Genomic DNA, 23476 nt, shown 5'->3' with positions numbered 1-23476 from the left:
TTTGAAGAAACGGTCGACATATTTAAAGTATCGCCGATATAATTTCGTGTATTGCTTTGCTATTCCAACATACTAAAAAAAGAAACAGGAGTCCCTGTTTCTTTTTTAATATTGCATTTTCGAATTTTGTCCAGCGGTTGTTCCGGCAATTCGGCCAGTAACAAGGGCAGATGTAATGTTATAGCCGCCAGTATAACCGTGAATATCAAGAACTTCTCCGCAGAAGTATAAACCATTCGTGAATTTCGAAGCCATTTCTTTCGGGTTAATTTCTTTAACGGATACACCTCCGCCAGTAACGAATGCTTTTTCAATTGACTGCGTACCATTTACATGGACGGTAAATTCTTTAAAGTCTTTCACAAGTGCACGAATCTTCTCGTGAGAAACTTGTCCAGCTTGTTCGCTGCCATCAATTTCATTTTTTTCTAATAAGAATAAGAAGTAACGTTCAGGCACATAACCTTTTAACACGTTTTTAATTCCTTTTTTCGGATCTTCTTTCATTTGTTTCAGCATGCGCTGGAATAGTTGCTCGCTATTTTCTTCTGGCAGTGCATCGATACTCATGTGCACTGTGTTCGTTTTAAACTTTTTCAGTGCTTTCACGACGAATTGGCTACAGCGAAGAGCAGCAGGACCAGATAGGCCGAAGTGAGTGAAAAGCATGTCCATTTTATGAGAAATGATAACTTTTCCTTTCGGGTTTAATACACTTAAGTTTACATCTCGTAAAGCAAGACCTTGTAATGTGCGGTCACGAATAAACGGTTCGTTTGAAAGAATTGGTACTTCTGTTGGGAAAAGTTCTGTAATTGTATGCCCAGCTTTTTCAGCCCAAGCGTATCCGTCTCCAGTAGAACCAGTTTGAGGAACAGATTTTCCGCCAACAGCGATAACGACGTGATTCGTTTCTAACACTTCGCCTGTTTGTAATACAACTGCTTTCGTTTGACCGTTTTCATACTCAATCGTTTCGACAGGCGTATTCGTACGTATTTTCACACCTAAGTCTTTTAATCGTGTTAACAGTGCATCTACAACAGATTGCGCTTTATTTGATACGGGGAACATGCGGCCATGATCCTCTTCTTTCAGTTGTACACCGAGATTTTCGAAGAATGTAATAATATCTTCATTACTGAAAATAGAAAAAGCACTGTATAAGAAGCGACCATTTCCAGGTATATGTTTAACGATTTCATCAAGTGGTAGACGGTTCGTTACGTTACAACGACCACCACCAGAAATCGCAAGTTTACGTCCTAGTTTATTTCCTTTATCAAGAAGTAAGACGCTTGCGCCTTCTTCAGCAGCACCGATTGCAGCCATTAGCCCTGAAGGACCGCCGCCGATGACAATAACATCATAATGCATAATATATCGACCTCATTTTCTACATTTCCTGCCTAAAAGAATAGCATGTTTTCCCTTAAAAGAAAAATAGAGTGAAGTACTGCTTAAGAGGAGAATTGTGGTACAATACAAAAGTTAGAGTTCAGCATTATCCTGCTATTTATGGGCAATAAGACTACTATCTTAAGATTTATGAGAAGTAAAGAGGGAGTTAAAAAGGTCCGTAAATGCTCGAATAATTAGTAGGAGGGGAGTCTCCCACTAATTATAGTTTCACTTTATTGTAGATGTAGGAGGATTTTCGTATGTCCGATTCAAAATTTCTGCGCGGAACGCTTATTGTGACGTTAGGGACATTTTTAGTAAAGTTCTTAGGCATGATTTACGTTTTTCCGTTTCATGCATTAGTAGGCACAGAAGGCGGAACGCTCTATACATATGGATACATTCCATATACGATATTTTTAAGTATCGCAACGGCAGGAGTGCCGCTTGCTGTTTCTAAGTTTGTTTCCAAATATAATGCACTTGGGGATTATAAAACGAGTCGGAGAATGTTCCGCTCGGGAATGGTTATGATGATAGTAACAGGAGTTCTTTCCTTCTTAGTACTGTACATGACCGCACCATTATTTGCAGAAGCAATGCTTGGTAAACAAAGTTTACAAAATAAGATAGAAGAAGTTACGACGATTATTCGCCTCGTAAGTTTTGCGCTTATTGTTGTGCCGGCAGCAAGTTTGATTCGTGGTTATTTCCAAGGCCACCAATCGATGGGACCGACTACGGTTTCACAAATTATTGAGCAAATTATTCGTATCGTCTTTTTATTAGCGGGTAGTTTCATCGTTATTAAAGTACTTGGCGGTACAGTAGCAACGGCAGTTGGGGTTGCGACATTCGCTGCGTTCGTTTCAGCAGTTGGAGCACTTGGTGTATTAATTTGGTACTGGTTAAAACGTAAAAAATATTTAGATCAATATTTAATTGAGCAAACTGTACCAGAATCGACGGTAAGTACCGCTCAATTGTTTAAAGAGTTGTTTGCATATGCAATCCCTTATGTTGTAATTGGATTAACAATTCCTTTATATCAACAAATTGATACATTGACATTTAACTCTATTATGCAGGCGATTGGTCAAGGAGATATCGCAGAGCGAGCACTCGGTATTTTCACGATGTGGACGCATAAATTAATTATGATTCCAGTATCACTTGCAACAGCGTTTAGTTTAACGCTCGTGCCAGCGATTACAAAGTCATTTACTGAAAAGCAATACCGTTATTTGAAATTACAAATTACACAAACATTCCAGGCGAATATGTTTTTAACATTGCCAGCAGTTGTCGGTATTTCTACACTTGCATATCCGATTTACACTGCTTTCTACGATTCAGACCCACTAGGTGGACAAGTATTAATGTGGTATGCGCCAGTTGCATTGTTATTCGCTTTATTCACAGTAACAGCAGCAATTCTGCAAGGGATTAACCAGCAGAAACATGCGGTTATTGCGCTTGTGATGGGTGTTATTTTGAAATTTGCATGTAACGTAATCTTTATTCGTTATTTCGGTACAGTTGGGGCGATCTTGGCTACTGCAGTCGGCTTCTTAGCTTCCGTATGGTATACGAATAGACAAATCAAAAAACACGCACACTATTCATTTGGTGTTGTATATAAGAGAACATTCCAAATTGCAGTCTTAACACTTGTAATGGTTATTGCTGTAAAACTATCACAATGGCTTCTATCCTTCATGATTTCGCCTGATGGCCGTATTGGTGCTCTTATTACAGTTGCGATTTGTGCAGGTATTGGTGGTCTTGTTTACGGATTGTTAGCGATTCGCACAGGAGTACTAGAAAGAGTATTTGGCGGAGAAGCTTTAGAGAAAATCCAGCGTAAACTTGGTAGTAGATTCAAAATAAAGTTGAAATCAAAAGGGGCGTAAATACGTCCCCTTTTCTATGATAAATAAAGAAGGTGAAGAACATGAGATTAGATAAATTATTAGCGAATATGGGACACGGAAGTAGAAAAGAAGTAAAGAAATTACTGAAAGACGGCGTTGTGAAGATTGATGGAACGCCAGTGAAAGATGCGAAGTTTCATGTGAATGTAGAAGAGCAAGAGGTTATGATTCACGGTGAAGTTGTGGAATATAAAGAGTTTGTTTATTTAATGATGCATAAACCACAAGGTGTTATTTCAGCGACAGAAGATGATAACCACGAAACAGTAATAGATTTATTAGAATTAGAAGATGCGATTTTCGATCCATTCCCTGTTGGAAGGCTCGATATTGATACAGAAGGTTTCTTATTAATCACAAATGATGGGAAGTTAACGCATCAACTATTATCTCCGAAAAAGCATGTGCCGAAAAAGTATTATGCACACATTTCAGGTGTTGTAACGGAAGAGGATGTAATAGAATTCGCTAAAGGTGTAATTTTAGAAGATGGCTATGAAACGAAGCCAGGCGAACTTACAATTTTAAAAAGTGATGATATTTCTGAGATTGAACTCGTTATTACAGAAGGAAAATTCCATCAAGTGAAGCGTATGTTTGAAGCGGTAGGGAAAAAAGTAGTTTATTTAAAGAGAACAGAGATGGGACCTTTAATGTTAGATGAAGAGTTAGAACTTGGGCAATATCGTGAATTAACAGATGAAGAAGTAGAAATGTTAAAGACGTATCAAGTAGATAACGAAAAGTAACGCCAATTTCAAAGTATAGAAAAGACCCCTTTCTAATGAGTTAGAAAGGGGTATGTATTTATTTACATACAATTATTTTTTATTATGAGGTCATTCTCACTTTCTTTCCTGTCGTTGTCCACTTGCCGCGGCAAGGGCTATACACGAGTTCATTAAACTGCAACACATTTAGATCACGTTGTATTGTTCGCGGTGTGATCCCGAACTCATCTACAAGGTCTTTCGTTGTTACCGTACCGTTTTCATTGATGTACATATAAATTGATTTAATGCGTGTTAGCATACGAGTAGTTGTAGGTTTCAAGAGAAAACCGCTCCTCTACTAGTTTTTTTGACCCCATTCAGGAAAGAAGGTCGTTACTACCATTGTACTCTACATGATAAAATTCATGCTTTAACTTACTTAAATTTTACAAAAGTTTAACAAATATTCATATAGAAAAATATTGGTAGTTGACATTTTATGTCTGGTCAGTCAACTAACTCATAAATTTCTACGTAAAACGCCAAATTCCTGCAAATTTTTTTAAAAAAATAAAAGAAAAACTAATAAGAAATATCTGAAATATTACAATTGTCCGTTATTAGGTTTTCATGTATGGCATAAGAGATTTTCGTTTGCTATGATGAAAGAGACAATATAGTGAAGGATGGATGCGTGATGTCGACGATTAATTGGACAGAAGAAGTTACAAAACGAAAAGATGATTTAATTCGTGATACACAAAAATTTTTACAAATTAAAAGTGTATGGGAAGAAGAATCTGCGAAAGAGGGCGCACCATTTGGTGAAGGTGTAGAAAAAGCCTTATCTTTCATGTTACATAAAGGAGAAGCAGAAGGTTTCGCTTCTAAAAATTTAGAAGGATATGCAGGTCATCTTGAAATGGGACAAGGAGAAGAACTAGTAGGTATTCTTTGTCACGTTGATGTTGTACCAGAAGGAGATGGCTGGACAACTCCTGCGTATAGTGCGGATATTCGCGACGGGAAGATTTTTGCACGCGGTGCAATTGATGATAAAGGGCCGACGATGGCAGCTTATTATGCGATGAAAATCGTTAAAGAATTAGGCTTACCTCTTTCAAAACGTGTTCGTATGATTTTAGGAACCGATGAGGAAAGTAATTGGAAGTGTGTAGATCATTATTTTAAAAATGAAGAAATGCCAACAATCGGTTTTGCGCCGGATGCAGATTTTCCGATTATTAATGCGGAAAAAGGAATTTCTGACATACAAGTTGTGCAAAGTGATGGCGAAGAGAAAGAAGGCACATTTAAGCTTATTTCATTTGAGTCAGGTCGTCGTTTAAATATGGTTCCTGATTTTGCAGAAGCAGTTATTACAGGAGAAGATGTAAATACACTTACAGTAGCATATGAGGAGTATTTACAAACTGCTAAAAAAATAGGTAAAGCACTTGTAGAAGGAAAGACGGTGACGTTGCAAATCAAAGGGATTTCAGCTCACGGATCTACTCCGGAAAAGGGAGAAAATGCAGGTTTATTATTGGTAAACTTCTTAACGAAAGTTTCTCTTGATGGAAAAGGGGCTTCATTTGCCTCGTTTGTAACAGAAACATTTACGGGTGATATTATTGGAGAAAAAGCTGGTATTTCTTATAAAGATGATATTAGCGGGCCGTTAACAGTGAATGTTGGTCGCTTGTCTTACTCGCAAGAAAACGGTGGTAATTTAGGATTAAATGTACGCTATCCAGTTACAACTAACTTTGAAGAAACAATTGCAAAGTTAAAAGAATATGTTGGTACTCATGGATTTGAAGTAGCGGATTATTCTAACTCTCGCCCGCATCACGTTGACAAAGACCATACGTTAATTCGTACTTTGCAACGTGTATATGAAGAACAAACTGGTGAAAAAGCTGAATTGTTAGCAATTGGCGGTGGTACTTATGCTCGTTCATTGAAAGCTGGCGTTGCATTTGGCCCGTTATTCCCAGGAAAAGAAGAACTTGCGCATCAAAAAGATGAGTACATTGAAATTGAAGATTTATTAAAAGCGACAGCGATTTATGCTCAGGCAATTCATGAATTAGCGAAATAAAAGATATGTAAATAATGACCGCTCTCTACTTTAGAGGGCGGATTCTTTTTAGCTGAATGAGATAAGGAAGAAAAGCAACAATAACATAAAGGAGACGATGTAGATGGTGCCGCATTATTTTGTCGCAGTAACTTTACCACGTCATATAAAAGAAATTCTTTCTAATTATAAAGAGGAAATGAAGGATGAATTACCATTTCGCTCGTGGGTACATGAAGAAGACTATCATATTACCCTTTCATTTTTAGGAAGTGCGACGCAGGAACAGTTAGAAGGAATAAAGAATGGATTACAAACACTTACAGAAAAAACGGAATTATCGTTCACGTTACAAGGACTTTCTACATTCGGACAGGTGGACCAGCCTCGTATATTTTGGGCGGGGATAAGTGATAATCAAGATTTGTTTACTTTACAAAAGCAAGTGCATACAATTTGTGAAGAAAATGGCTTCTCTCTAGAGACACGTCCTTATCATCCACATATTACTGTTGCGCGTAAATGGGTAGGAGAAAAAGTGTTTGATCTGACAAATGTAAAAGAGTTACCTGTAACATCATTTCAAGCAGATACGATTACTTTGTATGAATCTCACGTTAAGGAAACGCCGAAGTATAAATCGATTACTGAAATAAAACTACAAAAATAGAATGTATGAAAACGTTTTTTATACAGGTGAATATACTATAGGGAATAATGTGTTACTGTATAGAGCTTCGCTGATAAGAAACCCCTTATCATTTGCAGCTCGTTTCACCCCGCATTAACGGGCAGTAAGACTCCCACCTCAAAATTAGGATAAAGCAAAGAAGCTAGGTGGGAGATCTACTGCCCATAAAGGCCCGATTGGTTCAACTAATAATCAGTGGGGTAAAGCCTTCCCACTGATTAAAGTTTCACTTTATTTTAACTTTAAGAATGATGGTGATTTTTTATGTTGAAAGTAAAACGTCCATTTGATGCCTATTTAGATGAAATGAATAAAATTACAATTTTGCTCCCGCATGCGTATGGAACAAGCCGGACATTTCGTTTACAAGAAGGAAGCAATGTGAAAGAGTTACCGATTGTTCATACTATTGCTCTTCCAGATGCAACGAAGTATGAATGTTTTATAGAAGAGCCGATAGATGTGGGGAAGTATTATACAGTACGTGATGAACGGAATGAAGAAACAGATTTACAAATAGGCGCTGTGATTCGAACAGTAGTTTTCGATGAAAAATATTATTACGAAGGTACCGACTTAGGTGCTGTGTATAAAAAAGAAGAAACAATATTTAAAGTATGGGCTCCGACTGCAAGGCTTGCGAAAGTACGGATTTATAAAAGTGATAAAGAATATATTGATTATGAAATGTACAGAGAAGAAAACGGAGTGTGGATTCATACATTACAAGGTGATCATGATGGAGCACGATATACATTCCTTGTTTGTATTAATTTAATATGGAACGAAGCGGTTGACCCTTATGCAAAGTCTGCGACGATAAATGGAAAATACGGCGTCGTTATCGATTTGGAAAAAACGAATGTGACAAAACGAGTAGAATTATCACCATTACAGTCAATGACAGATGCCATATTGTATGAACTGCATATTCGTGACGCTACTATTCACCCAAACAGTGGAGTGAATAAAAAGGGAACATATAAAGGATTGATGGAAGAAGAGACAATGGGACGAAATGGGACATTAACAGGATTGTCTCATATAAAAGATTTAGGCGTTACACATGTTGAACTATTACCTTTACATTGTTTTGGTGGTGTAGATGAAGTGAATCCTGCTTCCGCATATAATTGGGGCTATAATCCGTTATATTACAATATACCAACAGGATTTTATGTTACAAACCTTTCTGATCCATATAACAGGATAGTAGAGTGTAAACAACTAATTGAAACATTTCATGATCACGGCATCAGGGTGATTATAGATGTTGTATATAATCATGTTTATGAAAGAGAATTATCATCATTTGAGAAGCTTGTCCCGGGATATTATTTTCGTCATGGGGAAGACGGTATGCCTTCTAATGGGACGGGAGTTGGAAATGATATAGCATCTGAACGGAAAATGATGAGGAAATTTATTATAGAATCTGTTTTATATTGGCTTACTGAATACAATGTTGATGGATTCCGATTTGATTTAATGGGAATTTTAGATGTTGAAACGATGAATGAATTAGAAAAAGAAGTACGAAAAATAAAGCAGGATGCGCTGTTATTAGGTGAAGGATGGGATTTGCAAACACCGCTTCCTCTTGAAGAGAAAGCGACGTTAAATAATGCGAATAAAATGCCATGTATCGCACAGTTTAATGATCAATTTCGTGATGGAATAAAAGGAAGTACTTTTAATATTAATAAACGTGGCTTTGCATTTGGTGGGCATGTAGATTGTAATCATTTGCAGTATATAGTAGCTGGTAGCCTTTTAAGTATGAAAGAAACAGGATTGTTTCTAGAGCCAATACAAAGCATCAACTATGTAGAATGTCATGACAATATGACGATGTGGGATAAACTAGTGCAAAGTAATCCAGAATCAGAAGAAATTTTGAAAAGGCGTCATCGTTTAGCAACTGCAATGGTTATTCTTTCACAAGGGATTCCTTTCTTACATGCGGGGCAAGAGTTTTATCGTACGAAGCAAGGGAATGAAAATAGTTATAATGCAAATGATGAAATTAATCAATTAGATTGGGATCAAAAAGAGAAAGAGATGGAGACTGTTAACTATATAAAAGGGTTAATTGCGATTCGCAAAGGGCACGGGGCATTCCGATTACAAAATGCAGACCTTATAAAAACGCATATGACTTTTTTGCAAACATCTACAGAAGTACTGGCATACCACCTAGAGCATGTAGAATTATTTGGACCGTGGAAAGAGATTGTAGTTTTATTTAATAGCGGTTTGGAAGCTAAAACGGTGCAGCTTCCAAAAGAAGAAACGTGGCATGTGTTAGTAAACGAAAAGCAAGCGAAAATAGAGCCAATTTCTTCATTTAGAGGAAAGGAACTTCAATTGGCTCCAATTAGCACGTATATATTGACGATAATGTGACAAATCGCTACTTGACGATGAGAATGTAATAAATGTAGAATTGACAAAGGTGACGATTTTCATAAGTTGTCATTCTATGATTGATTTTGTAAAATAAACTAGAAGAACAGGTGATTTATCCTGTTTTCGGCTTATGCCAAGTTTTTTCATTCAAATACAGTAAAATATATGAATCCACAACATGTGTAGAAATGTTGCGGTTTTTCTTTTCATAACTATAAAAGATAAGGATTTGTTAACGGGTAATGAATATGGAATGGTTGGAACAATTATTAGGAAAAGAGTGGAGTCTTATACCGGCTGGTGGAGTAACGGGCGATGCATATATTGCGCAAAACGGACAACAAAAGTTATTTTTAAAGCGGAATACATCGCCCTTTTTAGCGGTATTGTCAGCAGAAGGAATTGTTCCAAAATTACTTTGGACAAGAAGGGTAACGAACGGTGATGTAATTTCTGCTCAAAAATGGCTTCCGGGACAGAAGTTAGAGCCAGAGGATATGAAACTAGAACGTGTTGCGAAACTTTTGAAGAAAATACACTCCTCTAAAGCGCTTGTGCAGATGATTCAAAGGCTAGGAAAGCAGCCGCTTCATGCGCAAGAGTTATTACAACAATTACAGCTCGTTTTAAGAGGAGATATAAGAGTTGATGAAACAATTCAGCAAGGTCTTCAATATTTAACGGAGTCATTAAAAGATATTGAGTACAATGAATTCGTTGTATGCCATTGTGATGTAAACCATAACAATTGGATATTGTCGGACGAAGATGAATTGTTTTTAATTGATTGGGATGGGGCTGTTATTGCTGACCCAGCTTTAGATCTTGGTATGTTATTATATTGGTATATTCCACGCCATGAATGGAGTGAGTGGCTCGGATATTATGAGATTGAACTAGATGAATCATTGCTTAGGCGTATGAGATGGTATGTGATAGCACAAACGATTTTATCTATGCAATGGCACACAACAAAAAAGCAGCAAGCAGAAGCTAAATATTGGCATCAATATTTACAGCAACTACTTGCTTCAGAATAATACTTAAGAAAAATTGTCCATTCCAGCAATCCACTGAGTAAGTTGTTCTTGATTATTGGAAATATGGTTGTCCAAATTAGAGGAAGATTTACCCGATTGACTATAAGAATATACATCGTTTAGCATTACTTTAGTGTCACTACTTATACTATCGTTTGCGAGTAACGATTGAATGAGTCGCTCTAATTGCTCGCATTCAGAAACTGTCCCGCAGCAATCACTTTGATGGTTGATTAAAATATCTTTTAACACTTCTAATTGATGCTGTTGATTAATTGGCATGAACGGATCATCCTTTCGAGTGTTTTTCTCTCCCTAGAAATGTAAGAGAAAAAGCTATTTCGTCATGGAATGTTTAATGCTTTATGTAGTTTTTATCAAAATGGTACATCTTATACTTGAAAGAAACGGACCGAGTGCTCGTACGTACTTGGTTTTTTGTTTGATAGATTGATTAAAACAGAAAGAAGGAATTTTTCCTTTAAAATAGTTTTGTAAAGAGAGGGAGACATCTATGCGTTTAAGACATAAGCCTTATGCAATGGATCGAATTAATGAGTATTCACATATCGTAATTGGAAACCCAGAGGAGAGCGCTGGTAACTGGAAAGAAATATTTGGAAATGAACAGCCAATTCATATTGAAGTAGGTACAGGACGTGGCCGCTTTATGTATGATATGGCAAAAGCAAATCCGCATATTAACTATATTGGAATTGAAAAATTCACAAGTGTTGTTGTAGATGCACTTGATAAATTAATTGAAGAAGAAGTACCGAACTTAAAGTTAATTAATAAAGATGCTGAAGATTTAACAGTTTTCTTTGCGAAAGGTGAAATTGACCGCGTTTATTTAAACTTCTCAGATCCATGGCCGAAGAATCGTCATACGAAGCGTCGTTTAACGTATAAAACATTTTTACGCAATTATGAAGAAGTGTTAGTAGATGGCGGAGAAATTCATTTCAAAACTGATAACCAGGGATTATTTGAATATTCTCTTATGAGTATGGCTGAGTATGGTATGTTATTAACTTACCTTAGCCTAGATCTTCATAATAGTGATTATGAAGGAAACATTATGACAGAATACGAAGAGAAATTCTCTAGTAAAGGTCATCGTATTTATCGAGTTGAAGCAAAATATCGTACGGAGCCTATGCAGTAATGCATAGGTTTTTTATATGAAAAATAATCGGAATATTATGTTAAAATTAAATGAAAAAGGGGGATGGGATATGGAACAGTTGCAAATTGGAAATATAAAAGTGACGTGGCTAAAAGGTGGGAATACACATTTAGATGGAGGCGCGATGTTTGGAGTTGTGCCAAAAGTACTTTGGTCACGAAAATATAAACATAATGATACAAATCATATTTATTTACGAACAGATCCGTTACTCTTACAAACGAAAGAAGGAAACATGCTTATTGATTCAGGGATAGGGAATGGTAAATTGAATGAGAAAATGAAGCGGAATCAAGGTGTAACAGAAGAATCAGCAGTTAAGGAATCTTTAGAAAAATTGGGACTGCATAATGAAGATATTCATTACGTCTTAATGACGCATCTTCATTTTGACCATGCATCTGGTTTAACAAAATGGGAGGGAAATCACCTTGTTCCGGCGTTTCCGAACGCAACGATTTATGTAAGTGAGACTGAATGGAATGAAATGAAAAATCCGAATGTTAGATCGCGTAATACATATTGGAAGGGAAATTGGGAGCCAATCGTTGATAAGATTGTTACGTTCAGGCAAGAAGTAGAAATTACGGATGAAATAAAGATGGTGCATACGGGTGGTCATAGCGATGGACATGCTGTTGTCGTCCTTGAAAGTCAGGGTGAAACGATGCTTCATTTAGCGGACATTTTACCGACGCATGCACATCAAAATGTATTATGGGTAATGGCATACGATGACTATCCAATGACATCGATTGAACATAAACAAAAGTGGATGAAGTATGGTGCTGAAAAAGAGGCGTGGTTTACTTTTTATCATGATGCATATTACCGTGCAGTAAAGTGGAATGAGGAAGGGCATATAGTGGAGAAGATAGAGAGAAAAACAAATATAGAAGCTTAATATTAATAAGAGGAAGGTGTCCAAAAATATTTATTGGAACAATCTCCACTTATTATGTATTGCTGTTATTATCAGCTTTTGTTGGTAATTCTAAAAAAAAAGAGGTTCACCTAATGGGAAACCTCTTTTTATGCTGCTATAACCTCTAAAACAGTACCTGTTTTAGCATCAACTAAAAATTCAAATCGTTCTTGTATTTCATCTAACATCGTTGTAAGACCGCCGCGATAAACTTCGTACGCGACATCATATTTTTCAAATGCCTCCGGAACCATATGTACCCAAGAGCCAGTAATTTCACCTTTATGACTTAATGCTTGTTTCACCATTTTCAATGCTTTTTCTGAAGAAATATGGGATTGTTCTTGTACTTTGTTTGCAACGAAATAACCAGCTGCGAACCCAACGCCAAGACCTGTGACTAAACCTTTCCAGCTCATATATTCACCTCAATTCTGTAAAATAAAAATAGTGTACCAATAATAATTATAATGCAAATGCAACTAAAAAAGAAGAAACTAGAAACATTTCGAAAATTTCGTTACAATAAAAGAGGTATTCTACTAAGGTTTGAAAGAAGGGGACTTCGTGAATAAAGAGACATTACAATTATTTCGTACGTTAACAGAATTACAAGGTGCATCAGGTTTTGAACATGATGTGCGCAGTTTTATGAAGCAAGAATTAAGCAAATATGCTGATGAGATTGTGCAAGACGGTTTAGGTAGCGTATTTGGTCTGAAAAAAGGGGACGAAACTGGCCCGCGCGTTCTTGTAGCAGGTCATATGGATGAAGTAGGTTTCATGGTTACGCAAATTACGAAAAATGGGATGCTTCGTTTTCAAACGTTAGGTGGCTGGTGGAGCCAAGTACTATTAGCTCAGCGTGTACAAGTTATGACGAAGAATGGTCCTGTTATTGGGGTTGTTGGTTCCATTCCTCCTCATTTATTAAGTGATGCGCAACGTGCAAAACCGATGGATATAAAAAATATGTTAATTGATATAGGTGCAGATAGTTATGAAGATGCGATTGAAATTGGCATAAAGCCAGGGCAACAAATCGTTCCAATCTGCCCATTCACGCCAATGGCAAATGAAAAGAAAATTATGGCGAAAGCTTGGGACAACCGCTATGGATGTGGCCTTGCTATCGAATTGCTAAAAGAATTAAAAGATGAAACATTACCAAACACATTATACTCTGGTGCGACTGTACAAGAAGAAGTGGGTCTTCGCGGAGCACAAACTGCTGCAAATATGATTCAACCAGATATTTTCTATGCGCTTGATGCAAGTCCAGCAAATGATGCATCTGGTGATAAGACGCAGTTCGGTCAATTAGGAAAAGGCGCTCTTCTTCGTATTTATGACCGCACAATGGTAACACATAGAGGAATGCGCGAATTCATTTTAGATACAGCAGAAACACATAACATTCCGTACCAATACTTTATTTCACAAGGTGGTACAGATGCGGGCCGTGTGCATACAAGTAACTCTGGTATCCCATCAGCAGTAATTGGTGTTTGTGCACGCTACATTCATACACATGCTTCTATTTTACATGTTGATGATTATGCGGCAGCGAAGGAATTAATTACGAAGCTTGTGAGAGCGACGGACAAAACGACGTTAGAGACAATTAAGAATAACGCGTAAAGAGGAAGAAGGGCTGAAGAGCCTTTCTTTTTTTAGGTAGGAGAGATGGCCCAGCGATGAGTGGTGGCGGTTAGTGCTTAATTGGTGCTCGAATGATGTGTTTAAACCCCGGATAGGAAGCGAGAGGAAGGCTGTTTTTGGAAAACCTTTTCTTTTTTTAGGTGGGAGAGAGGGCCCAGCGATGAATGGGAGCGGTCAGTGCCTAGTTGGTGCTCGAATGATGTATTAAGACCCCGGATAGGAAGAGGGAGGAAGGCTGTTTTTGGAAAACCTTTCTTTTTTTAGGTGGGAGAGAGGGCCCAGCGATGAGTGGTAGCGGTTAGTGCTTAATCGGTGCTCACTCCGAATAGATAGTGAGAGTATGATCTATTTTAACGTTTGAGTCCCGAAGTTGTGAAAGTGAAAAGTTTGAATGTAGAAGGAATATGAGTATGAATTTATATAGAGGTGAATGAAATGAAGGTAGTAGTTGGATCGAAGAATAAGACGAAGGTTGGGGCTGTGGAGAAGGTTTGGGAAGATGCTGAAATTACATCTCTTTCTGTTCCATCAGGAGTAGCAAATCAGCCTTTTTCAGATGAAGAGACGATGCAAGGAGCAGTAAATAGAGCGAAGAGAGCATTGCAGGAAGGTGCAGCTCATATCGGCATTGGGCTAGAAGGCGGCGTTATGAAAACGGAGCATGGGTTATTTATGTGTAACTGGGGTGCTTTAGCGACGATTGAAGGTAAAACATTTGTTGCGGGCGGGGCGCGTATTAAGTTACCAGACGATTTTTTAGCACCGCTTGAAGAAGGAAAAGAGCTAAGTGAAGTGATGGAAGAGTTTGTAGAGCGAAAAGATATTCGTAGTCACGAAGGTGCTATCGGTATTTTTACAGATGATTATGTCGACCGAACGGAATTATTTGTACACGTTGTTAAGTTACTTGTTGGGCAATATAAGTATGATGAAAAGCAAGCATAAACCTTGCACCATGCGCGATGTATGGTAGTATAAAGAAAAGATTATAGTGTGAAAAAGTGCACTCGTTAGAGGAGGAAATATAGATGAAATCATTAGAAAGCATGGAACAATTCCAAGAATTAAAAAATGAAGAGAATGTAGTCTTCATGTTCTCAGCAGAATGGTGCCCAGATTGCCGTTTCGTTGATCCATTTATGCCAGAAGTAGAAGAGAAGTATAGTGATTTCTCATTTTACTATGTAGATCGTGATGAATTTATTGATTTATGCGTGAAAGTAGACGTATTTGGCATTCCAAGCTTTGTAGCGTACAATAAAGGTGAAGAAACTGGACGCTATGTAAATAAAGATCGTAAAACACAAGAGCAAATCGAAGAGTTTATTGAAGGTTTAAAATAAGACAATTAGCCAATTGAATTGTAAAAACAACCTCTACCTTCGCGGGGGAGGTTATTTTTTTGGAAGGGAGGAAAAAGAGATGAAAATGACAAGTAAAAAGATGAAAGACGAGTTAATGAAGAAATTATCTCGACCAGAATGGGACTTTCATTATGATAGCGAGAAAGAAGTTCTTCGTATTGAACAAACAGACTCGAAAAAAGGTATTAACGTATCACTTCCAGGAGTAGTTGCAAAATGGGAAGTGAACAAAGAAAAAGCAATTGAAGAGGTCGCTTATTACGTACAAGAAGCGCTAATTGCAATGCATAAAGAAGAAAATAGCACGGCGAAAATTTTACCTGTTATTCGCTCTACTTCTTTCCCGAAACAATCAGAAGAAGGAAATCCGTTTATTATGACGGACCATACGGCGGAAACACGTATTTACTATGCGCTAGATTCTAATAAAACGTATCGATTAATTGATGAGCGCTTATTGCAAAAATTAGAGCTTACAGAGGAACAAGTACGTGAAATGGCATTATTTAATGCTCGCTCATTAGGCTATGAATTTAAGCAGGAGACAGTAGCAGGTAATACATTCTACTTTTTAAACACAAATGATGGATACGATGCGAGTCGTATTTTAAACGAATCGTTACTACACTCGATGCGTGAAAAGATCTCTGGTGATATGGTTGTTGCAGTTCCTCACCAAGATGTATTAATTATTGCTGATATCGTCAACGAAATCGGTTATGATATTATTGCACAAATGACAATGAAATTTTTTGCCGAAGGGCATGTTCCGATTACATCACTTTCATTCGTATATGAAGATGGGGACTTCGAACCAATCTTTATTTTAGCGAAGAATCGGAAGAAGACAGATGGAAAAGAGAAAGGATGAACGAAGTGAACGTTTTTTACAACCTTGAAGGAATTGGTGACACTTTAATTGTTACCTTACAAGATATTACTTTAGAAAACCGTACATTTGACCGCAAAGGAGATGTTGCTCGCGTATACGATCGTGAAAGCAACGTAACAGCAGGATTCAACATCTTTAATGCGTCTTCTTATGTAGAAGTAACAGACAACGGAAACGTTACATTAACGAAAGAGTTTGTTGAAAAAATTAACGGAATTTTAGCGAAGAATGGCTTTGAAGAAAAAGTAGAAGCTGATTTCACGCCGAAATTTGTTGTAGGCTATGTAGCTGAAAAAGAGAAGCATCCAAATGCTGATAAATTAAACATTTGTACAGTAGAAATCGGTACAGAAACATTACAAATCGTATGTGGTGCACCAAACGTTGACGCAGGACAAAAAGTTGTTGTTGCAAAAATCGGTGCTGTAATGCCAAGTGGTATGTTAATTAAACCAGCTGAACTTCGCGGTGTTCCTTCTTCTGGAATGATTTGCTCTGCACGTGAGTTAGAGCTTCCAGATGCTCCAGAAGAAAAAGGTATTCTTGTATTAGAAGATAGCTTTGAAGTTGGACAAGAATTTAAATTTTAATTGATGTTAGAAAAAGTAGTCTCGCATATGTGAGGCTATTTTTTTGTGCGAAATTCCTAGGATTGTAACGTTTCCTCTCGAAATCTATATTGTATTTCAAAAGTGGATTAGGTAAAATTTAGAAAAAAGAAGGGGGTAGACGTATGAAACAACAACCAAAAATTGTAGAACTTCTGAAACGAATTGAAACTTCAAAACAGCAAGATATCGAACTAGGTTCCTATGAAATATATGTGTTTAGCGAAAATGAATTAGAAAAAGGACAAATCGGTTATCGATATGATAAATATAAAAATTCATTAATAAGTGAAGAAAGTGGAAAATGGAAAGAGGAATGGATTGTTATCGGATATGAAACGGATATGGGGGATCCTATTTTCGTAAATGTAGCTGATGATGCTTATCTAGTCTATACCGCAGAGCGTGGTACAGAAACGTGGCAACCCGTTCATATTGGAAATATGGATGAAATTATAAAACAATTATAAGAAAAACTTTGAGACCGGTGCAAAGTGATAGGAGAGAAAAATGAAGTATATAAAAATAATGAGCGCTATTGCAGTCATTGGAATATATATGGGAGGTTGTTCGCAAGAAGAGCCGAAAAAAGAAACAACATCTTCTATACAAGAAAAAAACAAAGATAATAAGGAAGACGCACCGGTAGAAAAGCAGCAAGAAGAACAAGAAAAGACAGAACAGGCGCAAGCAATTCAAACGAATGAGAAAGTGGAACATAAGCAGGAGGAAGTGCCGACCGAGGAAAAGAAAGAGGAAACTACGCCGCTGCAGCCAACTGAGCAACCGCTGCAAAATAATGAACAAAAAGTAGAGAGTAATGAAAAACAAGAAAAGTTTCTCGTCGTTATTGATCCAGGGCATCAACAAAAAGCGAATTTAAATTTAGAGGCAATTGGTCCAGGAGCAACTACGCAAAAATATAAAGTAACAGACGGAACAGCGGGAGTTGTAACGAAAAAGAGGGAATCAGTTCTTGTATTAGAGATGGCTTTTATATTGAAAGAAAAACTGGAAGCAAAAGGTATACAAGTATTGATGACGAGAACGTCACATGAGGTTGATATAAGTAATAAGGAACGAGCAACATTCGCGAATGATCATAAAGCGAATTTATTTTTGCGCCTTCACGCAGATGGTTCTGAAAATCCAAATCAAAGTGGATTTGCTGTATTGACACCGGCAGAAGGAAGTCCGTATACGAAAGAGATTTATGCTGAAAGTCTTCAAATCTCTCAAATGATAGTAAATAAAATGAGAGAGAATCATCAAGTGAAAGTAAATGGAATTAAATTTAGGGATGATCTTTCTGGATTTAATTGGTCAAAAGTTCCAGGAGTACTATTAGAACTTGGATTTATGTCAAACCCTGAAGAAGACAAAAAATTATCTGACCCACAGTATGTAAATTCTTTATTGCAAAGTGTAACGGATAGTGTGGATGAATATCGGAAGGGTAAAGATTAAACGAGGTCTTACATGTAAGACCTCGTTTTTCTATATGAAAAACAATCGTGGATTAGAATATTATGGATAAAACTAATATGCTTAATTTTACCTGCACTTTTTGCCGAATGCTGATACAATAAAGGATGTTACTATTTAGTAGAAAGAGTGGTAAACATGTTAGATTGGATGAAAAAGCTGTTTAACAAAGAGGAAGAAAAAACAGTGATGAATAAAGAAGTACCGGCACAAATTGAAAGTCAGCCGAAAATTCCTCGTGTAAACCACTACACTGAAGCAAGAGAAGCACAAATGGCAAGTCGGAATGCAGGGAAATGTCGTTTTCCATTAATACCAGATAATGGCTTCGATGAGGAGGATGTAAGAGAACTGCCTAACTTTGAAGAACAACCTATTCAAAGAGGAGCATATGAAGAACAGCCTACTCAAAGAGGAATAAAAGTGGAAAGAAGGAGACGACCGTATGTGGAAACAGAAGCACCTACATATGAGGAACCGGAATTGCAATATGAACCGGAACCAGAGCCTGTCGTAAAAAAAGCATTCGTACCGTCGCAAGAAAGTAACCGTAGACCATTTCGTCCAACAGAAATGATTTCTCCGATTTATGGATATAACCGTCCTTCAGTAGAAACGAAGGTTGTGCAGGAGGAAGAAAAGGAAAGAGAAGATCTTGAAATATCTGTTGAAGGAAAAGCTGTTGTTGACGCATGGTTAGAGAAAAAGGGATATACATTATCTGACTTTTCGGGAGTTCTACAAGGAAGTTCATCTGTTAAGAACGGAGTGAACGAACGAAGTAATAAAGTAGAAGAAAAATCGGTTGTGGATACATGGTTAGAGAAAAACGGTTACGAAGTTGAACGTCAAGCCCCTTCATTAGAAGAAAGCCTAAGTGATGATTTGCTTCATAAAACAGTAGGACAGCATGTGGAAAAAGAGGCTACAATTGTACAAGCCTTGAAGCAGGAGCAAGATGTAGTGGCGTTATCATCTACAGAAGATAACGAAGAAACTTTACAAGAAGAGTCAATAGATTCTAAAGTAGAGCATGTGTATTCGATATTAACAGAAGAAAATGAATGTAATACAGAAATAGAAGAAACTGTTGCTGAAGTTGCAGCAAATCAAGTCGAAGAAGAAACTTTAGAAGATGTAGTGATTGTAAAAGCAGATGAAAAGCTTGAAGAAACAATTACTATAGAAATACCAGATGCTTTTGAAGAAGAAGCTAAGGAAGCAGAAGAAGTTGTGGAATTAGAAGAAACTGAGGAAGCGACAGAAGAAGTTGCAGAATTAGAGGAAGCTGAGGAAGCAGCAGAAGAAGTTGTGGAATTAGAGAAATCTGAGGAAGCGACAGAAGAAGTTGTGGAATTAGAAGAAACTGAGGAAGCGACAGAAGAAGTTGTGTAATTAGAAGAAACTGAGGAAGCAATAGAAGAAGTTGTGGAATTAGAGGAAGCTGAGGAAGCAGCAGAAGAAGTTGTGGAATTAGAGAAATCTGAGGAAGTGACAGAAGAAGTTGTGGAATTAGAAGAAACTAAGGAAGCGACAGAAGAAGTTGCAGAATTAGAGGAAGCTGAGGAAGCAGCAGAAGAAGTTGTAGAATTAGAGAAATCTGAGGAAGCGACAGAAGAAGTTGTGGAATTAGAGGAAGCGACAGAAGAAGTTGCGGAGTTAGAGGGTACTAAGGAAGAAGAACCAACTTCTCAAGAAACAGTAATTGAAGAAACGATGAATACAGATTTAGTGGAAAATACACCAGTTGCAGAGCAACCAGTGATTTCTCAGCAAGAAACAATTGAGTTCATGGAAGAAAGTGAAGTATTCGTACCAGTTTCAGAAGCAGATGAGCAAACGAAGAGAGATGTTCAAAGCTTTGCGAATGTTTTAATTGAAGAAGCTGATGAAAAGAAACAAGTTGTCGAAGAACAGCCTGCAGCACAAAAAGAAGAGCCGAAACGCGAGAAAAAGCGTCATGTTCCATTTAACGTTGTCATGTTAAAACAAGACAGAAAGAAGTTAATGGAAAGACATGCGGTAAGAACGAACGTAACACAATCTACTGTCGGTGAACGAGTAACGGAAAAACCGATGCAGCAAGTGGTAGTAGAAGCCCAAGTGGAAGAAAAACCGATGCAGCAAATGGTAGTAGACCCGCAAGTGGAAGAAAAACCGATGCAGCAAGTGGTAGTAGAAGCCCAAGTGGAAGAAAAACCGATGCAGCAAGTGGTAGTAGAACCACAAGTGGAAGAAAGTCCAGTGCAGCAAATGGTAGTAGAACCACAAGTGGAAGAAAAACCAATGCAGCAAGTAGCGGTAGAAGCTCAAGTGGAAGTGGAACCGCAAGTGGAAGAAAAACCGATGCAACAAGTAGTGGTGGCTGGACAAGTAAAAGAGCCAATTTCAAGTACGGAAGTACAAGAGAAAGCATATGTTGTAAATCAAAAAGAGAACGATATGCGCAACGTACTACAAGCGCCACCGAAGTATGAACTTCCGCCATTAACGTTGTTGTCAATTCCACAGCAGGCAGCATTAGATAATACGGAGTGGCTAGAAGAACAGGAAGAATTATTAAATACGACATTTAATAATTTCCATGTTGGAGCACATGTTATTAATGTGTCACAAGGGCCGGCGGTAACTCGTTTTGAAGTACAACCAGACCCAGGTGTGAAAGTAAATAAAATTACAAATTTAAGTGATGATATTAAGTTAAGTTTAGCTGCGAAAGATATTCGAATTGAAGCGCCAATTCCAGGGAAGAGTGCAATTGGAATTGAGGTTCCAAACAAGGAAAGTAAGCCAGTATTCCTGCGTGAAATTTTAAGAAGTCCTGTATTTACAAAGAGTGAATCACCGCTTACAGTTGCGCTGGGGCTTGATATTTCAGGTGATCCAATTGTAACGGATATTCGAAAAATGCCACATGGACTTATTGCGGGTGCAACTGGTTCAGGGAAAAGTGTGTGCATTAACGCGATTTTAACGAGCATTTTATATAAAGCGAAGCCGCATGAAGTGAAGTTGATACTAATTGATCCGAAGATGGTTGAGCTTGCACCATACAATTCTGTTCCACATCTTGTAGCACCTGTTATTACTGACGTAAAAGCAGCTACAGCTGCGTTAAAGTGGGCGGTTGAAGAGATGGAACGTCGTTATGAATTGTTTGCTCATGCTGGTGCTCGTGATTTAACTCGTTACAATACGATTGTAAGTGGTAGAGAAATCCCAGGTGAGACATTACCGTATATTGTAATTGTCATTGATGAGTTAGCGGACTTAATGATGGTTGCTCCTGGTGATGTGGAGGAAGCGATTTGTCGTATTGCACAAAAAGCGCGTGCTTGTGGTATTCACTTATTAGTTGCGACGCAGCGTCCATCTGTAGACGTTATTACAGGTTTAATTAAATCAAACATTCCAACGCGTATTGCGTTTACAGTATCATCTCAAGTTGATTCGCGTACGATTATCGATATTGGGGGCGCGGAGAAGTTACTTGGTCGTGGTGATATGCTATTTTTAGGAAACGGCACATCTAAACCAGTTCGTGTACAAGGTGTATACGTATCAGATGATGAGATTGAAAGAACAGTTGATCATGTGAAAAAGCAAATGAAGCCAAACTACTTATTTAAGCAAGAGGATTTATTAGCAAAATCAGAGCAGAGTGAGTCTGAAGATGAACTATTTTTTGATGCATGTCAATTTGTTGTAGAGCAAGGGGGAGCGTCCACATCTTCTGTACAGAGAAAATTCCGCATAGGTTATAATCGCGCGGCACGTCTAATTGAAGAGATGGAGTCGCAAGGGATTATTTCTGAAGGAAGAGGAACGAAACCGAGAGATGTCCTTATTTCTGAGGATGAATTCGCTGCTATGCAGGAAACAAATGTATAGGAAACGGTTTTGCTGTATACTAATAGAAAATGTTGGATAGTAAAGTAGGGAGTAAAGCGACATGAAAGAAATTGAATTAAAATTAAAAGGTGAAATAAATCGACTAACAAATAAAACATTTAAATTTGATGAACGTGTTGGAGAAGGCTGGTTCTCTGCCGTTTACTTTTTAAAAACTAGAGAAATCATTGAAGAATTTCGCCCGAAAAGTGTTGTAACAATGCAGTTTTTTCAAAAAGAACATGCAGTTCTTTGCGGAGCAGATGAGGTAATCGCATTGCTACAAACATTTGCCAAAAATCCTGAGGAATTAGAAATTCATTCTTTAAAGGATGGCGATAATATTAGTCCGTTTGAAACAGTTTTAACAATTCATGGTCCTTATGAATACTTCGGCTTTTTAGAAGGTGTAATTGATGGGATTTTAGCTCGTCGTACATCAGTTGCGACAAACGTATATAACGTTGTCCAAGCTGCACGTAGTGTAGATAAAGAAAAACCGGTTATTTTCATGGGAGATCGTGACGATCATTATACGCAACAAGCTGGTGACGGCTATGCGGCATACATCGGAGGTATGAGCGCGCAAGCGACGCATGCAATGAATGAATGGTGGGGCAGAAGTGGTATGGGGACGATGCCTCACGCTTTAATTCAAATGTTTAATGGTGATGTTGTTGAAGCTGCAAAGGCATATCATAAAAAATTCCCAGAAGATGAATTAGTCGTACTAATTGATTATAACAATGATGTCATTACAGATGCACTTCGCGTAGCGCGTGAATTTGGATCAACATTAAAAGGTGTACGTGTCGATACGTCTCGCACAATGATTGATCAATACTTCATTCGTCATCCAGAAGTACTTGGAACATTCGATCCACGTGGTGTAAATCCATCACTTGTATTTGCACTTCGTAAGGCTCTTGATGAGGAAGGGTTCCAACATGTAGATATCGTTGTAACTGGTGGGTTTGATGAGAAGCGTATTCGTGAATTTGAAGCTCAAAATGTTCCTGTCGATATATACGGAGTAGGAAGTAGCTTATTAAAAATGAATATTGGTTTTACTGGTGATAACGTAGAATTAAATGGAAAACCAGAAGCAAAAGCTGGTCGTAAATACCGTCCAAATTCACGTCTCGAGCGTGTTCAATTAGAAACAAAAGAAGATATGTAAAAGCGAGAA

General features: G+C 37.7%; 20 protein-coding genes and 1 pseudogene. 17 read left to right on the top strand and 4 right to left on the bottom strand.

Features of this window, described 5'->3' with window-relative positions:
* Nucleotides 1-105: 105 nt before the first annotated feature.
* Nucleotides 106-1377, bottom strand: a complete 1272-nt coding sequence (locus MR155_RS16340; RefSeq protein ID WP_219301226.1) for a BaiN/RdsA family NAD(P)/FAD-dependent oxidoreductase — start codon at nt 1375-1377, stop codon at nt 106-108.
* Nucleotides 1378-1661: 284 nt separating this feature from the next.
* Between MR155_RS16340 and MR155_RS16335 the strand changes: the two genes are divergently transcribed.
* Entirely contained in the window at nt 1662-3314 is a 1653-nt protein-coding gene (locus tag MR155_RS16335) for a putative polysaccharide biosynthesis protein (protein WP_002089053.1), read from the top strand.
* Nucleotides 3315-3355: 41 nt separating this feature from the next.
* Nucleotides 3356-4084, top strand: a complete 729-nt coding sequence (locus MR155_RS16330) for a pseudouridine synthase (RefSeq protein ID WP_002034388.1) — start codon at nt 3356-3358, stop codon at nt 4082-4084.
* Between the two features lie 82 nt (nt 4085-4166).
* Here the strand turns inward: MR155_RS16330 and MR155_RS16325 are convergent, their stop codons facing one another.
* The gene (locus MR155_RS16325; RefSeq protein ID WP_000805512.1) at nt 4167-4388 is read right to left on the bottom strand and encodes a DeoR family transcriptional regulator; all 222 of its coding nucleotides are present in this window, start codon (nt 4386-4388) and stop codon (nt 4167-4169) included.
* 357 nt (nt 4389-4745) lie between these two features.
* On the opposite strand from MR155_RS16325, the gene pepV reads away from it, so the two are divergent.
* The 4 genes from pepV to MR155_RS16305 all read left to right on the top strand — a co-directional run bounded on the left by pepV (nt 4746) and on the right by MR155_RS16305 (nt 10271).
* Nucleotides 4746-6152, top strand: coding sequence for a dipeptidase PepV (gene pepV, locus MR155_RS16320; RefSeq protein WP_242310556.1), 1407 nt, complete (start codon nt 4746-4748; stop codon nt 6150-6152).
* A 103-nt stretch (nt 6153-6255) separates the two neighbouring features.
* Nucleotides 6256-6801, top strand: coding sequence for an RNA 2',3'-cyclic phosphodiesterase (thpR, locus tag MR155_RS16315; RefSeq protein ID WP_219301227.1), 546 nt, complete (start codon nt 6256-6258; stop codon nt 6799-6801).
* 285 nt (nt 6802-7086) lie between these two features.
* Complete coding sequence (pulA, locus tag MR155_RS16310) at nt 7087-9228, top strand: type I pullulanase (RefSeq protein WP_242310554.1); 2142 nt, start codon at nt 7087-7089, stop codon at nt 9226-9228.
* Between the two features lie 245 nt (nt 9229-9473).
* Nucleotides 9474-10271: a phosphotransferase family protein gene (locus MR155_RS16305; RefSeq protein WP_131246861.1), complete on the top strand. Its 798-nt coding sequence runs from the start codon at nt 9474-9476 to the stop codon at nt 10269-10271.
* A 3-nt stretch (nt 10272-10274) separates the two neighbouring features.
* On the opposite strand, the gene MR155_RS16300 is transcribed toward MR155_RS16305, so the two are convergent.
* Nucleotides 10275-10553: a YtzH-like family protein gene (locus MR155_RS16300; protein WP_002015625.1), complete on the bottom strand. Its 279-nt coding sequence runs from the start codon at nt 10551-10553 to the stop codon at nt 10275-10277.
* A gap of 232 nt (nt 10554-10785) precedes the next feature.
* Between MR155_RS16300 and trmB the strand changes: the two genes are divergently transcribed.
* On the top strand, nt 10786-11439 hold the full coding sequence (gene trmB, locus MR155_RS16295) for a tRNA (guanosine(46)-N7)-methyltransferase TrmB (protein ID WP_002138679.1): 654 nt from the start codon (nt 10786-10788) through the stop codon (nt 11437-11439).
* A 70-nt stretch (nt 11440-11509) separates the two neighbouring features.
* Nucleotides 11510-12364, top strand: coding sequence for a YtnP family quorum-quenching lactonase (locus tag MR155_RS16290; protein ID WP_472927175.1), 855 nt, complete (start codon nt 11510-11512; stop codon nt 12362-12364).
* Nucleotides 12365-12492: 128 nt separating this feature from the next.
* On the opposite strand, the gene MR155_RS16285 is transcribed toward MR155_RS16290, so the two are convergent.
* Nucleotides 12493-12804, bottom strand: a complete 312-nt coding sequence (locus MR155_RS16285) for a PepSY domain-containing protein (RefSeq protein WP_002015622.1) — start codon at nt 12802-12804, stop codon at nt 12493-12495.
* 148 nt (nt 12805-12952) lie between these two features.
* Here MR155_RS16285 and MR155_RS16280 point away from each other — a divergent pair, with 148 nt between their 5' ends.
* From MR155_RS16280 to MR155_RS16235, 9 genes and pseudogenes are all read left to right on the top strand, one after another.
* A complete protein-coding gene (locus MR155_RS16280; RefSeq protein ID WP_002089046.1) occupies nt 12953-14026 on the top strand; it encodes a M42 family metallopeptidase in 1074 nt (357 codons plus the stop codon).
* 456 nt (nt 14027-14482) lie between these two features.
* Entirely contained in the window at nt 14483-14992 is a 510-nt protein-coding gene (locus MR155_RS16275; RefSeq protein WP_002089045.1) for a DUF84 family protein, read from the top strand.
* An 83-nt stretch (nt 14993-15075) separates the two neighbouring features.
* Nucleotides 15076-15390, top strand: coding sequence for a thioredoxin family protein (locus MR155_RS16270; protein ID WP_002015619.1), 315 nt, complete (start codon nt 15076-15078; stop codon nt 15388-15390).
* A 79-nt stretch (nt 15391-15469) separates the two neighbouring features.
* Entirely contained in the window at nt 15470-16282 is an 813-nt protein-coding gene (locus tag MR155_RS16265) for a DUF1444 domain-containing protein (RefSeq protein WP_002129459.1), read from the top strand.
* Nucleotides 16279-16893, top strand: a complete 615-nt coding sequence (gene ytpR, locus MR155_RS16260) for a YtpR family tRNA-binding protein (RefSeq protein ID WP_002089041.1) — start codon at nt 16279-16281, stop codon at nt 16891-16893. The genes MR155_RS16265 and ytpR overlap by 4 nt, the downstream gene beginning before the upstream one ends.
* A 143-nt stretch (nt 16894-17036) precedes the next feature.
* Nucleotides 17037-17381, top strand: a complete 345-nt coding sequence (locus tag MR155_RS16255; protein WP_219301230.1) for a thiamine transporter — start codon at nt 17037-17039, stop codon at nt 17379-17381.
* Between the two features lie 40 nt (nt 17382-17421).
* Nucleotides 17422-18378 (top strand): N-acetylmuramoyl-L-alanine amidase, encoded by a 957-nt coding sequence (locus MR155_RS16250; RefSeq protein WP_242310552.1) that lies wholly within the window; start codon nt 17422-17424, stop codon nt 18376-18378.
* A gap of 156 nt (nt 18379-18534) precedes the next feature.
* Nucleotides 18535-22287 (top strand): annotated as a pseudogene (locus MR155_RS32445) (DNA translocase FtsK).
* A 61-nt stretch (nt 22288-22348) separates the two neighbouring features.
* Nucleotides 22349-23467, top strand: a complete 1119-nt coding sequence (locus MR155_RS16235) for a nicotinate phosphoribosyltransferase (protein ID WP_002015597.1) — start codon at nt 22349-22351, stop codon at nt 23465-23467.
* The last annotated feature ends 9 nt before the right edge of the window (nt 23468-23476 follow it).

Source organism: Bacillus cereus group sp. BfR-BA-01331 (assembly GCF_022663915.1).
In the GTDB taxonomy this organism is placed as follows: Bacteria; Bacillota; Bacilli; order Bacillales; family Bacillaceae_G; genus Bacillus_A; species Bacillus_A mycoides.
This window is presented reverse-complemented; position numbering and strand designations above follow the sequence as displayed.

Coding starts and splice junctions, on each gene's coding strand:
- MR155_RS16275 (WP_002089045.1), top strand. CDS start 14,483: ATGAAGGTAGTAGTTGGATCGAAGAATAAGACGAAGGTTGGGGCTGTG.
- MR155_RS16265 (WP_002129459.1), top strand. CDS start 15,470: ATGAAAATGACAAGTAAAAAGATGAAAGACGAGTTAATGAAGAAATTA.
- MR155_RS16235 (WP_002015597.1), top strand. CDS start 22,349: ATGAAAGAAATTGAATTAAAATTAAAAGGTGAAATAAATCGACTAACA.
- MR155_RS16250 (WP_242310552.1), top strand. CDS start 17,422: ATGAAGTATATAAAAATAATGAGCGCTATTGCAGTCATTGGAATATAT.
- MR155_RS16340 (WP_219301226.1), bottom strand. CDS start 1,377: ATGCATTATGATGTTATTGTCATCGGCGGCGGTCCTTCAGGGCTAATG.
- MR155_RS16270 (WP_002015619.1), top strand. CDS start 15,076: ATGAAATCATTAGAAAGCATGGAACAATTCCAAGAATTAAAAAATGAA.
- pulA (WP_242310554.1), top strand. CDS start 7,087: ATGTTGAAAGTAAAACGTCCATTTGATGCCTATTTAGATGAAATGAAT.
- pepV (WP_242310556.1), top strand. CDS start 4,746: ATGTCGACGATTAATTGGACAGAAGAAGTTACAAAACGAAAAGATGAT.
- MR155_RS16300 (WP_002015625.1), bottom strand. CDS start 10,553: ATGCCAATTAATCAACAGCATCAATTAGAAGTGTTAAAAGATATTTTA.
- MR155_RS16335 (WP_002089053.1), top strand. CDS start 1,662: ATGTCCGATTCAAAATTTCTGCGCGGAACGCTTATTGTGACGTTAGGG.
- ytpR (WP_002089041.1), top strand. CDS start 16,279: ATGAACGAAGTGAACGTTTTTTACAACCTTGAAGGAATTGGTGACACT.
- MR155_RS16285 (WP_002015622.1), bottom strand. CDS start 12,804: ATGAGCTGGAAAGGTTTAGTCACAGGTCTTGGCGTTGGGTTCGCAGCT.
- MR155_RS16305 (WP_131246861.1), top strand. CDS start 9,474: ATGAATATGGAATGGTTGGAACAATTATTAGGAAAAGAGTGGAGTCTT.
- MR155_RS16290 (WP_472927175.1), top strand. CDS start 11,510: ATGGAACAGTTGCAAATTGGAAATATAAAAGTGACGTGGCTAAAAGGT.
- MR155_RS16255 (WP_219301230.1), top strand. CDS start 17,037: ATGAAACAACAACCAAAAATTGTAGAACTTCTGAAACGAATTGAAACT.
- trmB (WP_002138679.1), top strand. CDS start 10,786: ATGCGTTTAAGACATAAGCCTTATGCAATGGATCGAATTAATGAGTAT.
- MR155_RS16330 (WP_002034388.1), top strand. CDS start 3,356: ATGAGATTAGATAAATTATTAGCGAATATGGGACACGGAAGTAGAAAA.
- thpR (WP_219301227.1), top strand. CDS start 6,256: ATGGTGCCGCATTATTTTGTCGCAGTAACTTTACCACGTCATATAAAA.